The 17,268-nt window shown below is 50.5% G+C and carries 18 protein-coding genes and 1 pseudogene; 9 read left to right on the forward strand and 10 right to left on the reverse strand.

The genetic code is table 11. The features are described from left to right. Positions 1–296: 296 nt before the first annotated feature. The 4 genes from CVV44_02730 to CVV44_02745 form a co-directional block, all read right to left on the reverse strand. Positions 297–1,649, reverse strand: a complete 1,353-nt coding sequence (locus CVV44_02730) for a cell envelope integrity protein CreD (GenBank protein PKL40537.1) — start codon at positions 1,647–1,649, stop codon at positions 297–299. A gap of 172 nt (positions 1,650–1,821) precedes the next feature. Further along, entirely contained in the window at positions 1,822–3,261 is a 1,440-nt protein-coding gene (locus CVV44_02735) for a two-component system sensor histidine kinase CreC (GenBank protein PKL40538.1), read from the reverse strand. Then, entirely contained in the window at positions 3,258–3,947 is a 690-nt protein-coding gene (locus CVV44_02740; GenBank protein ID PKL40539.1) for a two-component system response regulator CreB, read from the reverse strand. Before CVV44_02740 ends, CVV44_02735 begins: the two co-directional genes overlap by 4 nt. A 140-nt stretch (positions 3,948–4,087) precedes the next feature. After that, positions 4,088–4,759, reverse strand: a complete 672-nt coding sequence (locus tag CVV44_02745; GenBank protein PKL40540.1) for a hypothetical protein — start codon at positions 4,757–4,759, stop codon at positions 4,088–4,090. A gap of 95 nt (positions 4,760–4,854) precedes the next feature. On the opposite strand from CVV44_02745, the gene CVV44_02750 reads away from it, so the two are divergent. Continuing rightward, entirely contained in the window at positions 4,855–5,916 is a 1,062-nt protein-coding gene (locus tag CVV44_02750) for a 4Fe-4S ferredoxin (GenBank protein ID PKL40541.1), read from the forward strand. Positions 5,917–5,946: 30 nt separating this feature from the next. Here the strand turns inward: CVV44_02750 and CVV44_02755 are convergent, their stop codons facing one another. Continuing rightward, entirely contained in the window at positions 5,947–7,956 is a 2,010-nt protein-coding gene (locus CVV44_02755; GenBank protein PKL40542.1) for a hypothetical protein, read from the reverse strand. 110 nt (positions 7,957–8,066) lie between these two features. On the opposite strand from CVV44_02755, the gene CVV44_02760 reads away from it, so the two are divergent. Then, complete coding sequence (locus CVV44_02760; protein PKL40543.1) at positions 8,067–8,960, forward strand: hypothetical protein; 894 nt, start codon at positions 8,067–8,069, stop codon at positions 8,958–8,960. 3 nt (positions 8,961–8,963) lie between these two features. Here the strand turns inward: CVV44_02760 and CVV44_02765 are convergent, their stop codons facing one another. The 5 genes from CVV44_02765 to CVV44_02785 form a co-directional block, all read right to left on the reverse strand. Then, the gene (locus CVV44_02765; GenBank protein PKL40544.1) at positions 8,964–9,434 is read right to left on the reverse strand and encodes a hypothetical protein; all 471 of its coding nucleotides are present in this window, start codon (positions 9,432–9,434) and stop codon (positions 8,964–8,966) included. A 108-nt stretch (positions 9,435–9,542) separates the two neighbouring features. Beyond that, complete coding sequence (locus CVV44_02770) at positions 9,543–10,820, reverse strand: mechanosensitive ion channel protein MscS (GenBank protein ID PKL40545.1); 1,278 nt, start codon at positions 10,818–10,820, stop codon at positions 9,543–9,545. Between the two features lie 32 nt (positions 10,821–10,852). Further along, entirely contained in the window at positions 10,853–12,130 is a 1,278-nt protein-coding gene (locus CVV44_02775; protein ID PKL40546.1) for a metallophosphoesterase, read from the reverse strand. Positions 12,131–12,330: 200 nt separating this feature from the next. Then, complete coding sequence (locus tag CVV44_02780; protein PKL40547.1) at positions 12,331–12,669, reverse strand: hypothetical protein; 339 nt, start codon at positions 12,667–12,669, stop codon at positions 12,331–12,333. A 71-nt stretch (positions 12,670–12,740) separates the two neighbouring features. Continuing rightward, on the reverse strand, positions 12,741–12,941 hold the full coding sequence (locus tag CVV44_02785; protein ID PKL40548.1) for a hypothetical protein: 201 nt from the start codon (positions 12,939–12,941) through the stop codon (positions 12,741–12,743). A 115-nt stretch (positions 12,942–13,056) separates the two neighbouring features. Here CVV44_02785 and CVV44_02790 point away from each other — a divergent pair, with 115 nt between their 5' ends. From CVV44_02790 to CVV44_02820, 7 genes and pseudogenes are all read left to right on the forward strand, one after another. Then, complete coding sequence (locus CVV44_02790; GenBank protein ID PKL40549.1) at positions 13,057–13,440, forward strand: hypothetical protein; 384 nt, start codon at positions 13,057–13,059, stop codon at positions 13,438–13,440. After that, positions 13,413–13,730 carry a hypothetical protein gene (locus CVV44_02795; GenBank protein ID PKL40550.1) on the forward strand — a complete coding sequence of 106 codons (318 nt, stop codon included), beginning with the start codon at positions 13,413–13,415 and terminating at the stop codon, positions 13,728–13,730. Before CVV44_02790 ends, CVV44_02795 begins: the two co-directional genes overlap by 28 nt. A gap of 179 nt (positions 13,731–13,909) precedes the next feature. Next, positions 13,910–14,644 carry a cell filamentation protein Fic gene (locus tag CVV44_02800; GenBank protein ID PKL40551.1) on the forward strand — a complete coding sequence of 245 codons (735 nt, stop codon included), beginning with the start codon at positions 13,910–13,912 and terminating at the stop codon, positions 14,642–14,644. A 264-nt stretch (positions 14,645–14,908) separates the two neighbouring features. After that, on the forward strand, positions 14,909–15,196 hold the full coding sequence (locus CVV44_02805) for a nucleotidyltransferase (protein PKL40552.1): 288 nt from the start codon (positions 14,909–14,911) through the stop codon (positions 15,194–15,196). Beyond that, entirely contained in the window at positions 15,193–15,534 is a 342-nt protein-coding gene (locus tag CVV44_02810) for a hypothetical protein (GenBank protein PKL40553.1), read from the forward strand. Before CVV44_02805 ends, CVV44_02810 begins: the two co-directional genes overlap by 4 nt. Before the next feature lie 519 nt (positions 15,535–16,053). Continuing rightward, a complete protein-coding gene (locus CVV44_02815) occupies positions 16,054–16,683 on the forward strand; it encodes a hypothetical protein (protein ID PKL40554.1) in 630 nt (209 codons plus the stop codon). Between the two features lie 89 nt (positions 16,684–16,772). After that, positions 16,773–16,913: pseudogene (locus CVV44_02820) on the forward strand (hypothetical protein). The last annotated feature ends 355 nt before the right edge of the window (positions 16,914–17,268 follow it).

The raw sequence follows: 17,268 nt of genomic DNA on the forward strand, positions 1-17,268 counted from the left end.
CAAAATCATACTTTTCCTGGGCCATCTTGATTGCCTCAATGAAATAGCGACGCACATGGCTGCTCCGCATGAGATCCTTCTTCCCATGACACCGGGACCAGCAGTGGTGAGTATTGCCTTGGGAGATGTTTCTTGGTTTTCGTGACATGGTGATAGGCCCCTTGTGAAAATAATTGTTTATTAATTAAACGAAGGAGCGTTGCGGGGATTGAATAAAATTCGTTTAAACGATAGGGGTCAGAGCATTTTTTTATAGAAAGAGGCTCTGACCCCATTTGCTTTCTAAACAGAGAATGTTATTCTTCAGGTAAGAATGTATCCTCAACTTTTTTCAGCTGAAGGGAGTACCAGTCAATATTGCGTGTTATGTACATAACAACTCCCAGTACTATGAAAAGGGCCAGTGAGCCCAGGAGCAGCGTATAATCCTGATTTTCGAGTAAAATAAAGAGATAGCCGTAAAGACAGGTAAGGAAAAGAGCCATGAGGCTGCTGCCTCTTTTATTTTTTAAAATGGTCCTGCTGTAACCCCATATCATACCTATGACACCAAGACTGGAAATCATATAGGAAATGATGAAATTCATATGTTCCGAAAGGGATAGAAAAAGAAGATAGAATATGCTAAGAGCAAATCCAATGAGAAGGTACTGCAGGGGGTGTATAGAAAGTTTCATGAATATCTCAAAAAGGAAAAAAGTCAGAAAGGTAAGGGAAATAAAAAGTAGGCCATATTTTGCTGCGCGTACGCATTTCTGATAAAAATCTACGGGTTGATAGAGTTTCACCCCAAAGGAACTCATTGCAATTTCTTCCTCGGAGGGACAGAGCCCGGTCACCCACTGCTGGGGATAATTTCTACCGAAGTATGAAATATTCCATAGAGCCTTGAATCCCTGTGATGCGATCTCTCTGCTGTCGGGAAGATAAGCCCCGTCAAAACTGGGATGGCTCCAGGATGATTCCAGTTCAACAATAGTTTCTTTGCCTAGAGGGATAAAAGACAGAGATGAGCTCCCCTGAAGCTCCAGAGTAAAGGCAAAATCAATGCTTTTTGTCCCTGTTTTTTCGGGATTTCCAATTCGGGCATGTATCCCCGAGGTTAGGAGGTCGGCATTATTCACTCCTGGTTTAAAGGGGACAGAGCCCTTTCCCCATTTAAGGACTACTTCCTTCTGAATTCCCCTGGTATCGGGAATTCCCACGGAAAGGAAAGCGTCATCCCATATAATATTCTCCGCGGCGACATGAAATTCGCTAAAGTCAGGACGGGAAAAGGTCCCTTTGAAATGCAGGTTGTTGAGCCGATAGAGAATTACCTCATAAAGTCCCCGGGAACGGGTTTCGGGTATGATGCTTCCTGATATATGCAGACTCTCGGGGAGAAAACTGGCTTGGCTTATCCTCATCCGTCGGATATTTTTTTCATCGACATAATAGGATTTGAAAGGAATGGTTAGTATCGGCCCCTGCAGGTTTTGGACCTGCCCCCATTTGGAACTTACTTCACTTATAGCCTCATCGCGTCGTGTTTCCCGCTCCTTAACCAGATCCAGTACCATGTTGAGCGGGATGAGCAGCATCAGGATGAGGAAGCTCATGAGTATTATTTTTGACGGTAAAGAATTTTTGAACGGTGTTAATGTCATAGAATATCTCCTTGCTGTAATGTAGATATATTTTTGATAAAACGGCTCTGACCCCTTTGGCCTGGATTAAACAGCTTTAACCCTGCAGAACCGGAATTATCAATACAAAGCTGGGGAACCTACGTGAAAAGAGTATGAAGTCTGTGTGATGTTATGGTGAAGCTGGTTTTTTTTAATTTGATGCAGGGAAGGAAAGACGAACCGTAACACCCCGTTCCCTGTTGTTGTATATGATGATTTCACCATCATGGAGGGACAGAGCCTCCTTTACGAAGGAAAGACCCAGGCCGGTACCTTTCTTTCGATTATCGGGATCGGGCAGGGAATAGAACTTATCGAAGATTTTATCCATGGCATAATCGGGGATTCCTGTACCCTCATCGATAATGCTGATATCGAGAAAAGATCCCCGTCGTGACGAAGTGACGGTAATAGTGCCGCCATTATGCGAAAAATGGACGGCATTGGAGAGGATATTCATTAGGGAATGATAGATGAGGAATCGTTCTCCTTTCAGTGTGTGGCTCTTGTCGATGTAAAGGACTATGCTCTGCCCCCCTTTTTTTACAATGGGTTCCAGACTTGCAAGAATTTCCTCGAGGAGGGTCAGAGCATGCACATCCTGTACGTCACGGAGCTCGCGACGGTTTTCCAGGGACGACAGCTGCAGGAGGCGGTCTATGAGCTTCAATATTCTGCGGGCCTCGTGCAGAATAGTGCCGGTAAATCGAATCCGCTGGTCCGCGTCCATATCTTCAGTGAGGAGTTCTGCCGAGGCGATGATGGATGAGAGGGGGCTCTTCAGCTCGTGGGTCAGGGTCTGCACATAGTGTTCGGTATATTTTCTGCCCTCCAGTTCATTTTTCATGTCTTCGAAGGATTCTCCCAGCAGCCGGATTTCCTTTCCCGAGAGGCGCGGCAGTGCGGCGCGCTTCTGCTCCTTTAGCGACCGGATATAGCGCGTGAGCTGCATGATGGGCCTGTTTATCCACATGGAAAGAGCGACGCTGAGGAGGATAAAGACCAGGCAGAGCAGTATCAGCGCCGTAATTATTTTTTTTCTGGCCAGGTCCATGAACATTGAAACGCTTTGCTCCGGTTTCACCACGGTGAGGACGCCGATTATCCTGTCACGGTGTGTGACAGGCGCTGCCACGTAGAGGGAACTGCTCGATGGGTCCTGGGGGGCGAGGCGCGTGGAGCGGGCGCCGTATTTTCCCCGGAGCGTGTTATACACATCGTTCCAGCGGGAGTAATCCTTGCCCACGTCGCGCCCATCCCTGGAATCGTAGAGAACGATCCCGCGGTAGTCCGTGACATATACGTTTATCTGGATGCCGCTTTTTTTGAAGGCGTATATCCGCGCCGAGAATTTTTTCTTGAAGGCAGCGGTGAACATGGAACGCAGGTCTGTGGTATCGATGCGGTTGTCTTTTATGCGCGTCTCCAGCAGGGATGCCAGGAGGTGGGCCGTATCGATCATGGATTCTTCTACAGTCTCCAGGTATCGGGGCCTGATCTCGTTGGCTATGAAATCGGCCAGGAAATAAAAACCCGTTGCGAAGATGACGAAGAATCCCAGGAGAAACCTGGTGCGTATGCCCATGCTCATGGGGTATCCTTCAGGGCATAGCCCACGCCGCGGTGCGTTTCTATGGGGTCGCTATCCTCCCTGACGTTTTTCAGTTTGGCGCGTATGGACTTTATATGGGCGTCCACGGTTCTGTCAAAGCTTTCCCCGGGCTCGTCCCATATCTGCTCCATGATCTGCTCGCGGGAGAAGACCCATCCCGGGCGGCGGATCAACAGGCAGAGAATTTCATATTCATATCGGGAGAGGGGCAGGATAGCGCCGTAGTACGAAATTTGCCTCCTGTTCGTGTCAACGGTGAAGGCCGGGGTCAGAGCCTCCGATGGGGAAGGGGCGCCGAATCCCGCCGTTCTGCGGAGAATGGCCCTGATGCGGGCCGTCAGTTCGCGGGGGCTGAAGGGCTTCATCATATAGTCATCGCCCCCCAGCTCCAGGCCCAGGATGCGGTCGATTTCGTCGGTGCGGGCCGTGAGGATGAGAACCGGAACATTCCATGATTTGCGTATTTCCCTGAGGATATCGAACCCGTTCATATCAGGAAGCCCGATATCCAGGATCACCAGGCTGATGATCCTGTCCCGGAGAATATCAAGCCCCTGGCGTCCCGTTTCGGCCCGGAGAGGGTCAAAGCCCTCAGTAGACAGGGCATACGTGATGGTATCGGCGATGCCCGTTTCGTCTTCGATGAGAAGTATTGTCGACTTCATGAGTGGGTTTGTAGCTCTCCGGGCCTCCGATGTCCAGAACAAAATGGCATATGAGGCCAGGAAAATATCCAGCGGTCAAGGGGGTCAGAGCATATATGTTGATAATACCGGGGTCAAAGTATATTTTCCCAAATCAGGGGTCAGAGCATTTCCCGCAGACGGGGGAGGAACAGGTAGACCAGGGATTTTTTCACCCATTCGTAATAGGCGTCGCTGCCGGGTTCCAGGGAGAGCATTCCGGCATGGGTTCCCTCGGAGCCCAGAAAATTTATTACCAGGGAATTGAAACTGCTGGTGAAGATTATCACGTCTTCATTGGAACAGGATGGCTTGAGCGTATTAGTGAAGGTCCTGGCATGCAGTTCCAGGAGTTCCAGGAAATAGCTGTAGCCGGGAATATCGGAAACGCTGTCGGCCTGGGCGAGATTGAGAGCCAGGATACGGAATATCTCGGGATGCTCTTTATGGTGTTCGATGAGCCTGTCCAGGTACAGGGGAAAGGCCTTTTTGAGGCTCTGACCCTGGAGTCCGGCGTACCATTCCAGGTTCGACGCGTAGACCTTCCGGCAGATGGATTCCGTGACGGCTTCGAAGAGGATAGCCTTGGTGGGGAAATAATAATTGATGAGGGGGTGATCAAACTCTCCCTCCTGGCCTATCATTCGCATGCTGGCAGCCTGGTAGGGATGCCGGGCAAAAACGGCCATGGCCGCCTGGAATATCCTGTCTTTCGTTATGGTGCCTTTTTTCTTTTCACTGCCCATGCTGTTATCCCTGGATGCTTCTAATAGACAGGGAAACAGAAATACCATAAATTGTCAAATTTATTTAACGGCTGTAAAAAAATATTGACACCGGTGGATGTGTGGAATAATTTTACCGATCGGTAAAACAGCAGAGGTGAAAGATGGAAAAAACGTTATATGAAAAAGTGCGGGAAAAACTCGATACCTACTCCGTGGGAATGAATGCCACGCCCGACGGCGTGGAAATGGATATACTGAAAAGGCTCTTTGAACCTGACGAGGCCGCCATATGGCTTCACCTCACGGAAAAGCTCGAACCGGCACGGGTCGTCGCGCAGCGCGCTGAAAAAACTGAAGAGGAGACCGACAGCCTGCTCCAGGCCATGCTCCGAAAGGGACTCCTCTTCGGAAAGAAAACCGGGGGAGGATATTTCTATGCCCAGGCCCCCTTCATGCATGGACTCTTTGAGCACCGGGCTATGAACATGGACGCTGACCTGGCGAAGCTTCTGGACAGGTATTTCTCCGGGGCCTTCATGCCCAAGGACCGTTCCCTGAGAACCATTCCTATAGGCAGCGACCTCAATGCTGGTAAGCCGGTCCTTCCCTTTGATGATGTTAAAAATATAATTATGAAAAAGGACAGGATCGCCGTGTTCCCCTGCGCCTGCGCAAAGCACCGCGAGGTCCTGGGCGAAGACTGCTCCATGCCGACCGAGGTATGCATGGCCTTTGACTTCTATGCCGATTTCTATGTCAATGAGCTGGGCTGGGGCCGCTGGGTCGACCGTGAAGAGGCCCTGACCATCCTTATCGGCGCAGAAAGGGCGGGACTGGTTCACCAGGTGGGAGGCAATACGGGGAACACGGAATGTATATGCAACTGCTGCGGCGACTGCTGCGGCGTACTCAGGTTTTACAAGCGGTTCCCGAAACCGTCCCTGCTGGCCGCCACGAATTATTTCGCCGTCCTGGATCGGGAACTGTGCACGCAGTGCGGCGTCTGCATTGACCGGTGTCCCATGGAGGCCATATCTGACGGGGAAGGGACGATGCTGGTGAACCGGGACCGGTGTATCGGCTGCGGGCTCTGTACGAGTACCTGCCCGGCCGGGGCCCTGGCGCTGGAACAGAAGGCCGAGGATAAGGTTTTCGGGCCTCCGAAAAAGTTCCGCTTCATGCGCTCTTCGGGTGAATTCGAGGCTGATGTGACCGGGGCCTGATAAAGCCGTAATCCAGCTCCCGGGCCGCTCCTATATCCTGAATTTTTCCATGAGCGCCTGGAGTCTCATCGCATGGGCCGACAGCTCTCCGGAAATGGAGACCAGGGACTGCGAGGCCGATGCGTTGGACTGGGCAATTTCATTGAGCTGAACCATGCTGTCGTTTATCTGTTGAATGCCCTGTTCCTGCTCGCCCGAGGATATGGTGATCTCACCGGTGAGCTCCGATGTCTTCTGTATATTGGGAACCATGGTGCCGATGAGCGAACCGGCCTTTTCTGAAATGACCAGACTGTCGGCAGCCAGGGCGCTGATTTCCTGCGAGACCCTCTGTGATTTCTCCGCCAGCTTGCGCACCTCGCTGGCAACAACGGAAAATCCCCTGCCGTGCTCACCGGCACGGGCCGCTTCGATGGCCGCATTCAGGGCCAGGAGATTGGTCTGATAGGTGATGTCTTCTATGAGTTTGATTTTATCGGCTATGTTTTTCATGTACTCGACGGTGGAGGTCACGGCCTTGCCGCCTTCCAGGGCCATGGCTGCCGTCTCACCGGCCATGGTGTCGGTCTTTTTCGCGTTGCCGGTATTCTGTTCCACCGTGGAGCCGATTTCTTCCATGGAGGAGGATATCTCCTCTACGCTGGAGGCCTGGTTTCCCGCGTCACTGGCCAGGTGATTGGCATTGTTTTCCAGTTCCTTGTTCATGGCCGTTATCTGGCCTGCTGAATCCTGTATCTCGGAAATCATTGCCGAGAGCTCATCGAAGAAATGGTTTATGTCCATGACCAGGCGTCCTGCTTCGTCCATGGCCGTGGCCCCGCTCCTCATTGTCAGGTTGCCGCTGCTGAGATTGGCGATGCTTTTACCAATGCTGTTAAAGGCTTGCAGTACCGATCCCGGGAAGGTATAGCCCAGGATACTGGTGACCAGGTACGCAGGAAGAGAGAATATGAAGAGCCACAGCCAGAACATGCCGAATCGTCCCATCCGGGCGGATAGGGGAGAAGCGCTGACCAGGATAATGCCGCTGCCCAGGGGAGAAAAGGATATGACCCGGTCACGGCCGTTCTCGAAAAAACTGCCCGCTGCGCTGCCCGCCACCTCACGGCGGATGATATCGTTGAAGATGTTCTCGCCGGGGACATACAGATCCTCGCCGCCCGTTTTAAAAATGCCGGCGCCCTTTTCATCGGTGAGGTAGAAGGAGTCGCCGCTTTCCGGAGATATCCCCCTGAGATATTCACCGCAATTTTCCGAGGTTATATCTTCGCCGAAACGGTTTTTCATGTCGCTGATCAGTATCCTGTTCCTTTCCAGGGAACCGGATTGCAGTTCATTGATAGTCTGGTTTATGCCGGTGTAAAAGGCCATGCCGCCGATCCAGGCCATGAAGGCCATGGAGATGAAGCCGAAGGCTATAAAGAGCCGGTTGCGGATGCCCATGTTTTTTGCCGCTATGGGAAGGTTTCTTTTATAGGCCGCAAGACTCAGGGCCTCGTTGACCGGCGCGTTTATCATGAGGAATGTACCCATGACCAGAATGGGACATACGAATGAACCGGCCAGGAGACCCACTATGAGGGACCAGGACCCCAGGGGGCCGATGCCCGTCGATTTCCAGAGGAGCAATGTGGTGAGTATCGAAAGGGCGGTGAAGACCAGCATTATTGTTGTCCCGAAGGCGGGAAGGTTTATGCTTATGCGGAGAGTCTTCAAAAGGGTTTCGTCATCGGGCGCTCCTCCCTTCAGTATTTCCTGATGGACGGTGTTGATTCCCGAGGCCCTGAAATAGAGTATGATCAGGGCTGCTATGAGAAGGATGAGCCAGGGTATGAAACCCTGCAGGCTGAGTTTCGTCCGCAGTTCCGGTAAAATGGGCGTAAGATAGAACACCGAGACGAACCATGTAGCATCGATTATAAGCCACAGCGCGGCGTAGCTTGCCGTAATTTTCGATATATATCCCATTTTCAATCCTCCCTGGTATGCCGGTCTTGAAAAGACAGTAGATTTCATAAGTATAGTGCATACATTGATCATCTGTCAAGGGGAGGAATAAATATTTCTTTTCATAATAGGGCATCATGCTAGATTTGCCATAACATGCCGCAAACGATGGAAAATTCACTTCAGGCAGGAAAATCATACTAATGGGCTGGATACTGCTGAGCCTCAACGCGGCGCTCTTTTTCGCCCTGCGCTACGTGATTATCAAGAAATACCTCCCGGGCGTGAGCAGTGTTGTCCTGGCCTTTACGGGCAGACTCACGGGACTGGTAATGCTCCTGCCCCTGCTTCTGTGGAAGGACCCCCACGTTGAAAAGGTATATCTCTTCTGGAGCGTTGTGGCCGCAACGTCAATTCTCACCGCCGCGGCCTCGCTCATGCAGCTCCATGCCGTAAAGAAGCACGATCTTTCATCGTCCATACCCTTTTTGTCTTTTGTGCCTCTCTTCATGATCGCCGGGGTGTATGTGCTTTTCGGTGAAACCCCCACACTCCGTTCCCTGGCCGGTATTGTCATGCTGGCCCTGGGCGCCTATGTTCTGAACATGGAACGGGGCATGGCCCTGACCGCACCCTTCAGTGCCCTGGCGGCAAACCGCGGCGGCATGCTCTTTCTCGGCGTGGCACTTATATTCGGCGTTACCACGAGCCTGGACCGCGTGGCCATTGACACGGCCGGCGGGGGAGGCTTTGCCTATTCCCTGTACTGGCATCTCTTTTCAGTATTGCTTTTCGCCGTGATATTTTTAAACAGGGTGAAGGCGCCGGGCTATGCCGGGGAAATACGGAAGAACGCCGCGCCCCTCATTGTGCAGGGGGCCTTTTCCATTATCGCTTTTTATTCCCAGATGATGGCCGTGGAGTTCGCGAAGAACGTTGAGGCAAATGTGATCTACGTGAAGGGACTGACCATGATGCAGCTTTTTATCGGGGTGATGTTTGGAATCACGCTATTCGGCGAGAGGAATGCCCCCTCGCGAATAGCGGGTTCTCTTCTGATGATTGGCGGTGCGCTTTTTATTATGCTGTTCCGGTGACCCTTATTTCTTGTCCAGTCCCAGGAGCTCGGAGATATTCTTCCACGCCGCGTTTCTTTTCTCGGAATAGGTCTTGATGTGGGCCTGCTGACCCGTCAGTATATAGTTTTTATATCCGCTTGCCTCGCCGATGAGGAGCTGGTAGGTCTCGATGAGCCTGTTCACGAATTCCACGTCGGGCGGTGTGAGCACGCCGGAGGAGAGGAGCTTGTTGAGCTGGTTTATGGCCGTTTTGGATATGCCTTCGTATTCCTCGAGCATCTGCACGGAAAAGTCATTTTTATATGTCTTATTGGCGTGCCCGTCGGCCAGGGTTCCTATTGATGAATAGGTGAGATAGATACTGTGAGCCGACAATACACCGACGGTTTCCAGCAGCAATGCTGTGGTTTTGTCATCGGCATGAAGATTGGAGAGCGGTGCCATGAGCAGAAGAAGTGAGGAAAAAAGTACAAGGCCGGTTTTTTTTATCATTGGGTGTCCCCCTGTTAATAGTTATATGAAAAGATATTCTCATACGCGAATATGAATATACAATACCGACGAAAAGAATTCAACAACATTTCATTGTGTCAAAGGGAACTATTGGTTTTTTTTATTACCGGGATTTTTCAGATTTTCCATGACCCGGCGCACATCGCTGCCGCTGGGATTCTGGTAGAGGGAGAGGCCGAATGAAGGGGCCACGGCGATTATATGATCGAAGATATTGGCCTGGATTTCCTCATATTTTACCCAGTCGGTATCGGCGGTAAAGGCGTATATTTCAACGGGGATACCGTATTCACCGGGGTCCTTGTGGCGCACCATGAGGGTCATATCCTGCCTGATTCTTTCGTGATGTTTCAGGTACTCCGTCACGTAGATACGGAAGGTTCCCAGGTTGGTCAGGTGCCTTCCGTTGATCATGTCCGAACGGGCTATGCCCAGTTTTTTATTGTAACTGGCGATCTCTTTTTCCTTCCCGGAAATATACTCACCGAGATAACGGATTTTTTTGAAGCGCGCCAGCATGTCCCGGTCGCAGAAGCGCACGCTGTTAACATCGATATAGATGACGCGTTTTATTCTGCGGCCGCCGGCCTCGCGCATGCCGCGCCAGTTGATAAAGGACTCGGAGATGAGGGCGTAGGTGGGTATGGAGGTAATGGTCTTGTCGAAATTCTGTACCTGCACCGTGTTGAGGTTGATGTCGATGACGTCGCCGTCGGCGTTATATTTGGGCATCTGTATCCAGTCGCCTATGTTCACCAGGTCGTTGGAATTGATCTGGATGCTGGCCACGAAGCCCAGGAGCCAGTCCTTGAAAATGAGGAGCACGATGGCTGTCATGGCGCCGATGCTGCTCATGAGCCACCAGGGCGACTTGTCCATGAGTGTGGCAATGACGAAGATGACGGCCGTGAGTACCAGGAATATCTTCAGCAGCTGGAGATAGCTCCTGATGGGGGTCTTCTTCGATATTTCAAGTTTCCGGTAATAGACGTCAACGGCATCGACGGCGTTGTTCAGGGCCAGGATCACGACGACAATGATGGCCGACATGAGCATGCGCTCCAGGATCGATGTTGCCATATTGGGTTTGTCGAAGATAATGTGCACGCTGAAATAGACGATTATGAGGGGAATGATCTGGTAGAAGCGCTGCAGGATGCCCGAATCTACCAGGATATCGTCGAAGGTATTGCGGCTCCGCTGTGCCGCCTTCCTGATGGCTTCATGAAAGAGGCGCCGGGAGAGCCATTTGACCGCGAAGCCTGTAAGGACCGCTATAATGAAGAGGGCGGTCTTTGAAAGCACGTAGGCCGCTTCCTGTGTCTTAACTATTTGTTGAATCCAGTTCTGCAGCGACTGTTCCATAAGGTATCCCCGGTGTGCCGTGATTGATGTAATTATTTTCCACTGAAACGGAGCCGTACCTGCACTACCTCGGGACGGTTACCGGTGCGCACCGGCGGGCCCCAGGTGCCGACACCGCAGGAAACATAGAAATGCGTGGAATCGATCTGCCGGTATCCGTACCCGATCTCCCAGATGGAATCGATGAGCCTGTTCAGTGGCCATAACTGGCCCTGGTGCGTGTGGCCCGAGACCTGCAGGTCTACGCCGGCGGAAACGGCCTCATGAAGGCGCGACGGCTGATGATCCATGACGATGACGGGCAGGGCCGCGTCAAGGCCTTCCAGTATGCGGGACAGCTCCTTCCTTTTGACGCCGGTGAAACGGTTCATGGAGAGGTCTTCGCGGCCCGCGAGAATAAATGAACCGTCAATGACCAGGGACCGGTCGCGCAGGACCGTGATGCCGTGATCTTCCAGGTACCGCACGGCCCGGGCAGCACCGCCGATGTATTCATGGTTGCCCGTGACGGCATAGGTTCCGTAACGTGATTTCAGCAGGCGCAGTGTTCCGCCCATATTCTTTTCAATGACCGGCGCCAGATCTTCGTCAACGATATCTCCCGCCAGGAGAATGATGTCGGGCTTGATACCGTTGGCCAGGTCCACGATGCAGGCCAGGCGCGAGTTGCTGATGATGGTGCCCAGGTGTATGTCGGTTATGAGGGCGATGTTAAGTGACGTGATGTTACCCGCCTTTTTATCCACGGTGAGATCAACAGTGGTGAGGCGCGGCGATCGGGCATTGATGAATCCCGCCAGGACCAGCGTCGAGGTGACGGCAAAGACCGACGCGGCCGCAACAAGCTTTGCCGTGTCATAATGAGCCGTTATATAGGGCGGATAAAAGGGAACGATGCGGTTTGCCAGGCGGAGCATGTCGAAAAACAGCACGGCCAGGAAAAGATAAAGCATGAAGGCCAGCCAGATGGAGCCGATCCAGATGCAGGCGTCGCTGAAGGGACATATGGATACCTTCTCAAAGAACCGTCCCGCGATGAAGGAAAGGGAAACCACGAGGAAGAGGATCACATAGGTATTGCGCAGGAGAGGCTTTACCGGCAGGGCCTGGTAGCCCCGGATGAAAATATAGAAGTTCACGGAACCGTAGATCGTGAAGAAGATAGAGAAGAATATGATGAATCCCGCTGTGCGCATATTGTTTCCTTCTGATGTGATTTTTATTCCCAGGGAGCTTAATATCAATCTATGTGCCGGGGGCCCCTCTGTCAAGTCCTTCTGAAGAAAAGGGGGATGGTACGGAATGCTCATTCAATGTGATGTATCCTCGCGGAATTTCTCGTTGAGATACATTTTTATGAGAGACTGGTATGGAATGTCCCTGCTGTTGGCGACAATTTTTACTATTTCCATAAGCTTTATTTTAACAGCCCTGTGTGCACAGACGCGAGGCCGCCTGTGCAGAGACGCAGCATGCTGCGTCTCTGCACACAATGCGGGCAGCAGGTGCGTTACCAGGTCTGTTCCCCGTCCGTGTTCACGGGAAGGGTTTTCACTGTTTCGCCGGCGCGCAGGTGTCTGAAGTTGTCCCTGAAAAAGAGATTGTATCCCGACATGTTTTTGCCGTGCGCCTCCTTTTCCCAGGCCTTTTTCTGGTCGTCATTGAGCCGTCCCCAGGCCTCAATGGTTTTTTTAAAGCAGTCTCTGACAAGGAGCTGCGCTTCGCTGTTGGTCTGGCGGGGAATCGCCTTTTTTCTTACGAAGGTTTTGCCATGAAGGTTTACAAAGACCAGGTCTCCGATTTGTTTTGAAAAGCCGGTGAATACGGGATTGAGTTTAACGTCAGCCATAACAGGCCTCCTGTTAATCTGTTGTTACGGGGATGGGCGGCGTGCGCTCCATGTCTCCCGTGTGTTTATTATTAATACGCGCCGCCCTGGCGGGGATTTAAAAGTTTTTTGAAAAAAATTGAAAAAATTAAATTAATTTTTATGGGGTTATGGAGGTTGTGCGGCATTGTGCCGCTGGTCAGCGACAATGCTTGAGTAAGATCGGTAGAAGGCAGGTAGAAGCTCGGTAGAAAGGATGTCCGGCCCCCGGCGTATATATCTATCCCTTTCATGGTCCTTCGCCACCCCCGGAGGGGGTTTAAGGATCATGCAGCGTTTTTTAACAGATAGATATCCTATACTGTTTGACTTTAAAGAAGCTTCTTTGTTTGAGGTGCATATAAAAGTATGAATACTGAATTACAGGTGAAATACTGGTCAGATGGATCACATGAAGATTTATCAACGGCCCGTATCCTGATTGAAAAAGAAAGATATCTGCATGGGCTTTTCTTTTGTCATCTTGCTGTGGAAAAAATACTTAAAGCAATATATGTCCAGGTGAAAATGGAGTTTGCTCCCAAGACCCATAATCTTCTCTATCTATGTGAAATTTCCGGGATTGAACTGACGGAGGAACTAGCGGGCTTTTTTGCAATTCTTATGAAATACCAGATTTCGGGAAGATATCCTGATAATGCAGGGAATGTCCATGATCCTGCAACCGCTTTGAAATATTACAATAAAACCCTGGAGGGATTGGAATGGTTAAAGCTGAAATTGAATCGGTAGTTAAAAGATATATTTCCGTTCTCAAGGAAACGGGATTCACCATTGATCATGCATACATATATGGAAGCTGTGCGCGTGGAGATAACAGCAGCGACAGCGATATTGATATCATGCTTGTATCCGATATGTTTGATACCGATGATGACGGTATTTTATCCAGTCCATGGCTGTATACGGTAAAGGTGGATCATAGAATTGAACCGGTTGCCGTCGGTTCGCGGCGTTTTAAAAGTGATACGGGCTCACCCCTGATAGAAATCGTTAAGAAAGAAGGTGTTAAAATCATGTAGGTTCTGTTATGCAGCGCTCCCTTCGGTTCCCGGCCCCCGGCCCCCGTTGCCCCCGGCGTATATATCTGTCCCGTTCATGTATCGTCCTTCGCCACCCCCGGAGGGGGTTTAAGGATCATGCAGCGTTTTTTAACAGATAGATATCCTATACTGTTTGACTTTCCCAGGGGAAGGAACAGATGAACGAGCTTCTTAAAAAGATAGATAAATTACAGAAACAGATTGATGATATGCGTCCCCTGAACAGGGAGACCGTTCTTTCGCTGAAGGAATACTACAGGATCGGTCTCACCTGGTCCAGTAACGCCCTGGAGGGCAATACCCTTACGGAGTCCGAAACGAAGGTCGTCATCGAGGACGGGCTCACCATCGGCGGGAAACCGCTGCGCGATCATCTCGAGGCCCGGGGACATGCCGAGGCTTTTTCGCATATGCTGGGTCTTGTCGATTCCCGGACTATAACGGAAGACGATATCCTCATGCTGCATCGCCTGTTTTACCGGTCAATCGACGATGCCGGGGCAGGGGTATACCGGAAAAGCCAGGTTGTCATTTCCGGTTCGCAGTATCCGCTTCCCGCTCCTGACAGGATACCGGAGCTTATGCGTGAATTTACAGGCAAGACGGCATCGATGCGCAAAACGGATCATCCTGTCGTGACGGCAGCCAGGACTCATCTTGATTTCGTCTTCATACATCCCTTCGTGGACGGCAACGGCCGGGTGGCCCGGCTGCTCATGAACCTGGTACTTCTCCAGGAAGGGTACACTATCGCACTCATCTCCCCGGTCGTGCGTGCCGCGTATATATCCTCCATTGAATCGGCCCGTGAAAACGACGCTGACTTTATTAACCTGGTCTGCCGATCGGTGTACGAAACGCAGAAGGATTATATCAGGATGATGAATCTGTAGGGTTGCCGTGCCGACGGCTCGTGGGCGGCTCACGGCCCCCGGGCCCCGTTGCCCCCGGCGTATATATCTGTCCCGTTCATGTATCGTCCTTCGCCACCTCCGGAGGTAGAATGTATTGTGGATTTTTTACCGCTTTATAGCCCTATACTGTTTGACTTTTTACAATATATAACTGATATTGAAAAGATTAAAAAAGAGGAATATCCATAAATCATTATATGGATATTCCTCTAAGCTGGAATTGATAATGAAGAGGGATGACCCATGAACCAGGAAATCGTGAACACGCTCAGATCATCAAAAAAATATATGCAGGATACATATAATATCACGAAATTAGGGGTCTTCGGTTCCTTCGCCAGGGGTGATGAAAGGGCCGATAGTGATGTTGATATCCTGGTTGAATTCGCCCTGACTCCGGGCATGAAAGAATTTTTCGGTGTTGAGGAGTATATTGAAAACCTCCTGAAAAGAAAAATAGATCTTGTCCGTGAGAAGGGTATACGGCCGGAACTAAAGGAAAATATTTTATCCGAGGTCATTTTCATATGAGCAGAGACCAGTCTCTCTATATTGATGACATCATACTGGGGATCGAAGCCATTATGCGATTTATCGTAGGGTCGGGATATGACGAATTCATAGGAGATGATAAAACGTACAGCGCCGTTATACGTAAGATTGAAATTATTGGTGAGGCTGCCAAGAATATTTCCAGTGATGTCAAGGACAACAATCCTCATATTCCATGGTCTGCCATGGCAAGAATGAGAGACAGGCTTATTCATGGATATTTCGGCATTGATGATGAAATTCTCTGGAAGACGATCACCGGGGACTTGCCGGGAATTCTGGACAGTATGATTGATTTAAGAAAGCGGATGTCGTAATGAATGCAGCTTGAAGAATGCCATTGGCTGGATGTATGAATGACCTTTTAGAGGTCATTTTTTTTTGATTCGGCCTGGCTATCAAAAACCGGCACTACACATAGATGTACGATATTCCCTGCCGCCGCTTCGGCGGTATATTGTCCCTGCGGGGGGATTGTAAGAATATGCAATTTTTAGTAAGAATTGCTCTATAGTAGTTGACATTTCGTGGAAAAATCCCGGGAATGAATATTGTTGCACGGGGCTGATGCCCCTGCATGGGCGTGAGTCGGATTGTTAACCGTAATCCACGGTTGGGGGTTGGCCCGGGGGGCCGGGACTGGCCGTTTGCCGAAGGGGCGCGACGCGGCGCCCCTCCGGCGCCACCCCCGCGGTCGCTGGCCGCGACGGGCTAAGAGTCTTTCTGTATCAGGCAACTCTCCCTGTGCGGCCTGCGGAGGCACTTCGTGTGCCATCCTCGACCGCAGATCAGCAGCTCACACGTCCGTGTGTTCGCTGTCGGGTTGGAGAAAAGCTATGAATTGCCAAAGTATACATACAAAACTAGAACAGGTAGTGGTGATAAGATTTTTCACTTGCTGGCACCGTCTTATTGAAATAATTACAGGTGAATTCATTTTGACGCGGTATAAAAAATCAAATGGCGGATCTGTTATCATATTAAGATCCCTGTTGTCTGCTTTTATCCTATTTATTATAGTATTATTTCTTTTGAATAGTATTGATCCTGGCCGTACATCGGATTTTTCGTGGGTTGAATTGAGGCTTCAAGTAGTTGAAAAATTCTCCTGGTTCGGGGTATTCTTTGCTACAATATATGCAGCCCTGTATGCAAGGTTCTCGTCGCAGTGGACATACCTGGCAAATCTGTATAATCAGATAAAACAAGCTGAGACCAGATGTGAAATAAATTCAGAGAAACTGGCAGAATGGAAAGCCGGATTTGTTGAAGATGCGGAAGTGCTGCACTTAATGATGAAACCAATATTCAGCTCTGTTATTTGTGAGTGGCTCAAGGATGATAAAGTCAGGGGTAAATTTGATCAATTTACGCCCGGTGGAGACAATAAATTGGATTATATTGCTAAAATGGTAAATAAAGTGTGTGACGAAGAAAAGGAAAAGTCAAAAAGATTATGTACATAGCGGAATGTCTTATTATTATTTGCAGAACAGAATATTCATGAAATCATATTCTTTTTAATTTACTGGAAAAATCACAATCGGGAGACCCCATGGCAAAGGCCAGAAACAATAACGCAACAACAAAAGAAGAACCCATTGAGAAACAGCTCTGGAAGGCGGCGGACAAGCTGCGGAAGAACATTGATGCAGCCGAGTACAAGCACATTGTCCTGGGCCTCATATATAAGCGGAAATGTATCGGCCGAGCCGAAGCCGACAGGGATGCGTTGCGGCGGGCGGTGTGCCTCGATACGACGGCTTCGCCGTCACTCGGCAACCGAAACTGATGTGGCATAAATTAAAGCCTTGCCAGCCTCGGGCGCCTCGATACGTTTCACTGCGTGAAACACTCGGCAACCGAGGTCTTGGTCCTTGAGTGAAATACCACGAAAGGACATGAGGCCCCGGTTGCTGAGTGCCACCGTCATCTCGATACGGTGGCTTCGCCATCACTCGATGACCGGTGGCGTATCGAAGCGACCGGGGAGGCGGCAATCGGCGGACATGAGGCATCGGTTATTGAGTCAAATACCGGGAATGGGGATT

It is taken from the genome of Spirochaetae bacterium HGW-Spirochaetae-1, assembly GCA_002839375.1.
Lineage (GTDB): Bacteria > Spirochaetota > UBA4802 > UBA4802 > UBA5550 > PGXY01.

What these genes read in the sequence shown, in the direction of transcription:
- CVV44_02730 (PKL40537.1), bottom strand. Translation starts at nt 1,649, where the DNA reads ATGACATTAACACCGTTCAAAAATTCTTTACCGTCAAAAATAATACTC.
- CVV44_02735 (PKL40538.1), bottom strand. Translation starts at nt 3,261, where the DNA reads ATGAGCATGGGCATACGCACCAGGTTTCTCCTGGGATTCTTCGTCATC.
- CVV44_02740 (PKL40539.1), bottom strand. Translation starts at nt 3,947, where the DNA reads ATGAAGTCGACAATACTTCTCATCGAAGACGAAACGGGCATCGCCGAT.
- CVV44_02745 (PKL40540.1), bottom strand. Translation starts at nt 4,759, where the DNA reads ATGGTATTTCTGTTTCCCTGTCTATTAGAAGCATCCAGGGATAACAGC.
- CVV44_02750 (PKL40541.1), top strand. Translation starts at nt 4,855, where the DNA reads ATGGAAAAAACGTTATATGAAAAAGTGCGGGAAAAACTCGATACCTAC.
- CVV44_02755 (PKL40542.1), bottom strand. Translation starts at nt 7,956, where the DNA reads ATGATCAATGTATGCACTATACTTATGAAATCTACTGTCTTTTCAAGA.
- CVV44_02760 (PKL40543.1), top strand. Translation starts at nt 8,067, where the DNA reads ATGGGCTGGATACTGCTGAGCCTCAACGCGGCGCTCTTTTTCGCCCTG.
- CVV44_02765 (PKL40544.1), bottom strand. Translation starts at nt 9,434, where the DNA reads ATGATAAAAAAAACCGGCCTTGTACTTTTTTCCTCACTTCTTCTGCTC.
- CVV44_02770 (PKL40545.1), bottom strand. Translation starts at nt 10,820, where the DNA reads ATGGAACAGTCGCTGCAGAACTGGATTCAACAAATAGTTAAGACACAG.
- CVV44_02775 (PKL40546.1), bottom strand. Translation starts at nt 12,130, where the DNA reads ATGAGCATTCCGTACCATCCCCCTTTTCTTCAGAAGGACTTGACAGAG.
- CVV44_02780 (PKL40547.1), bottom strand. Translation starts at nt 12,669, where the DNA reads ATGGCTGACGTTAAACTCAATCCCGTATTCACCGGCTTTTCAAAACAA.
- CVV44_02785 (PKL40548.1), bottom strand. Translation starts at nt 12,941, where the DNA reads ATGAAAGGGATAGATATATACGCCGGGGGCCGGACATCCTTTCTACCG.
- CVV44_02790 (PKL40549.1), top strand. Translation starts at nt 13,057, where the DNA reads ATGAATACTGAATTACAGGTGAAATACTGGTCAGATGGATCACATGAA.
- CVV44_02795 (PKL40550.1), top strand. Translation starts at nt 13,413, where the DNA reads ATGGTTAAAGCTGAAATTGAATCGGTAGTTAAAAGATATATTTCCGTT.
- CVV44_02800 (PKL40551.1), top strand. Translation starts at nt 13,910, where the DNA reads ATGAACGAGCTTCTTAAAAAGATAGATAAATTACAGAAACAGATTGAT.
- CVV44_02805 (PKL40552.1), top strand. Translation starts at nt 14,909, where the DNA reads ATGAACCAGGAAATCGTGAACACGCTCAGATCATCAAAAAAATATATG.
- CVV44_02810 (PKL40553.1), top strand. Translation starts at nt 15,193, where the DNA reads ATGAGCAGAGACCAGTCTCTCTATATTGATGACATCATACTGGGGATC.
- CVV44_02815 (PKL40554.1), top strand. Translation starts at nt 16,054, where the DNA reads ATGAATTGCCAAAGTATACATACAAAACTAGAACAGGTAGTGGTGATA.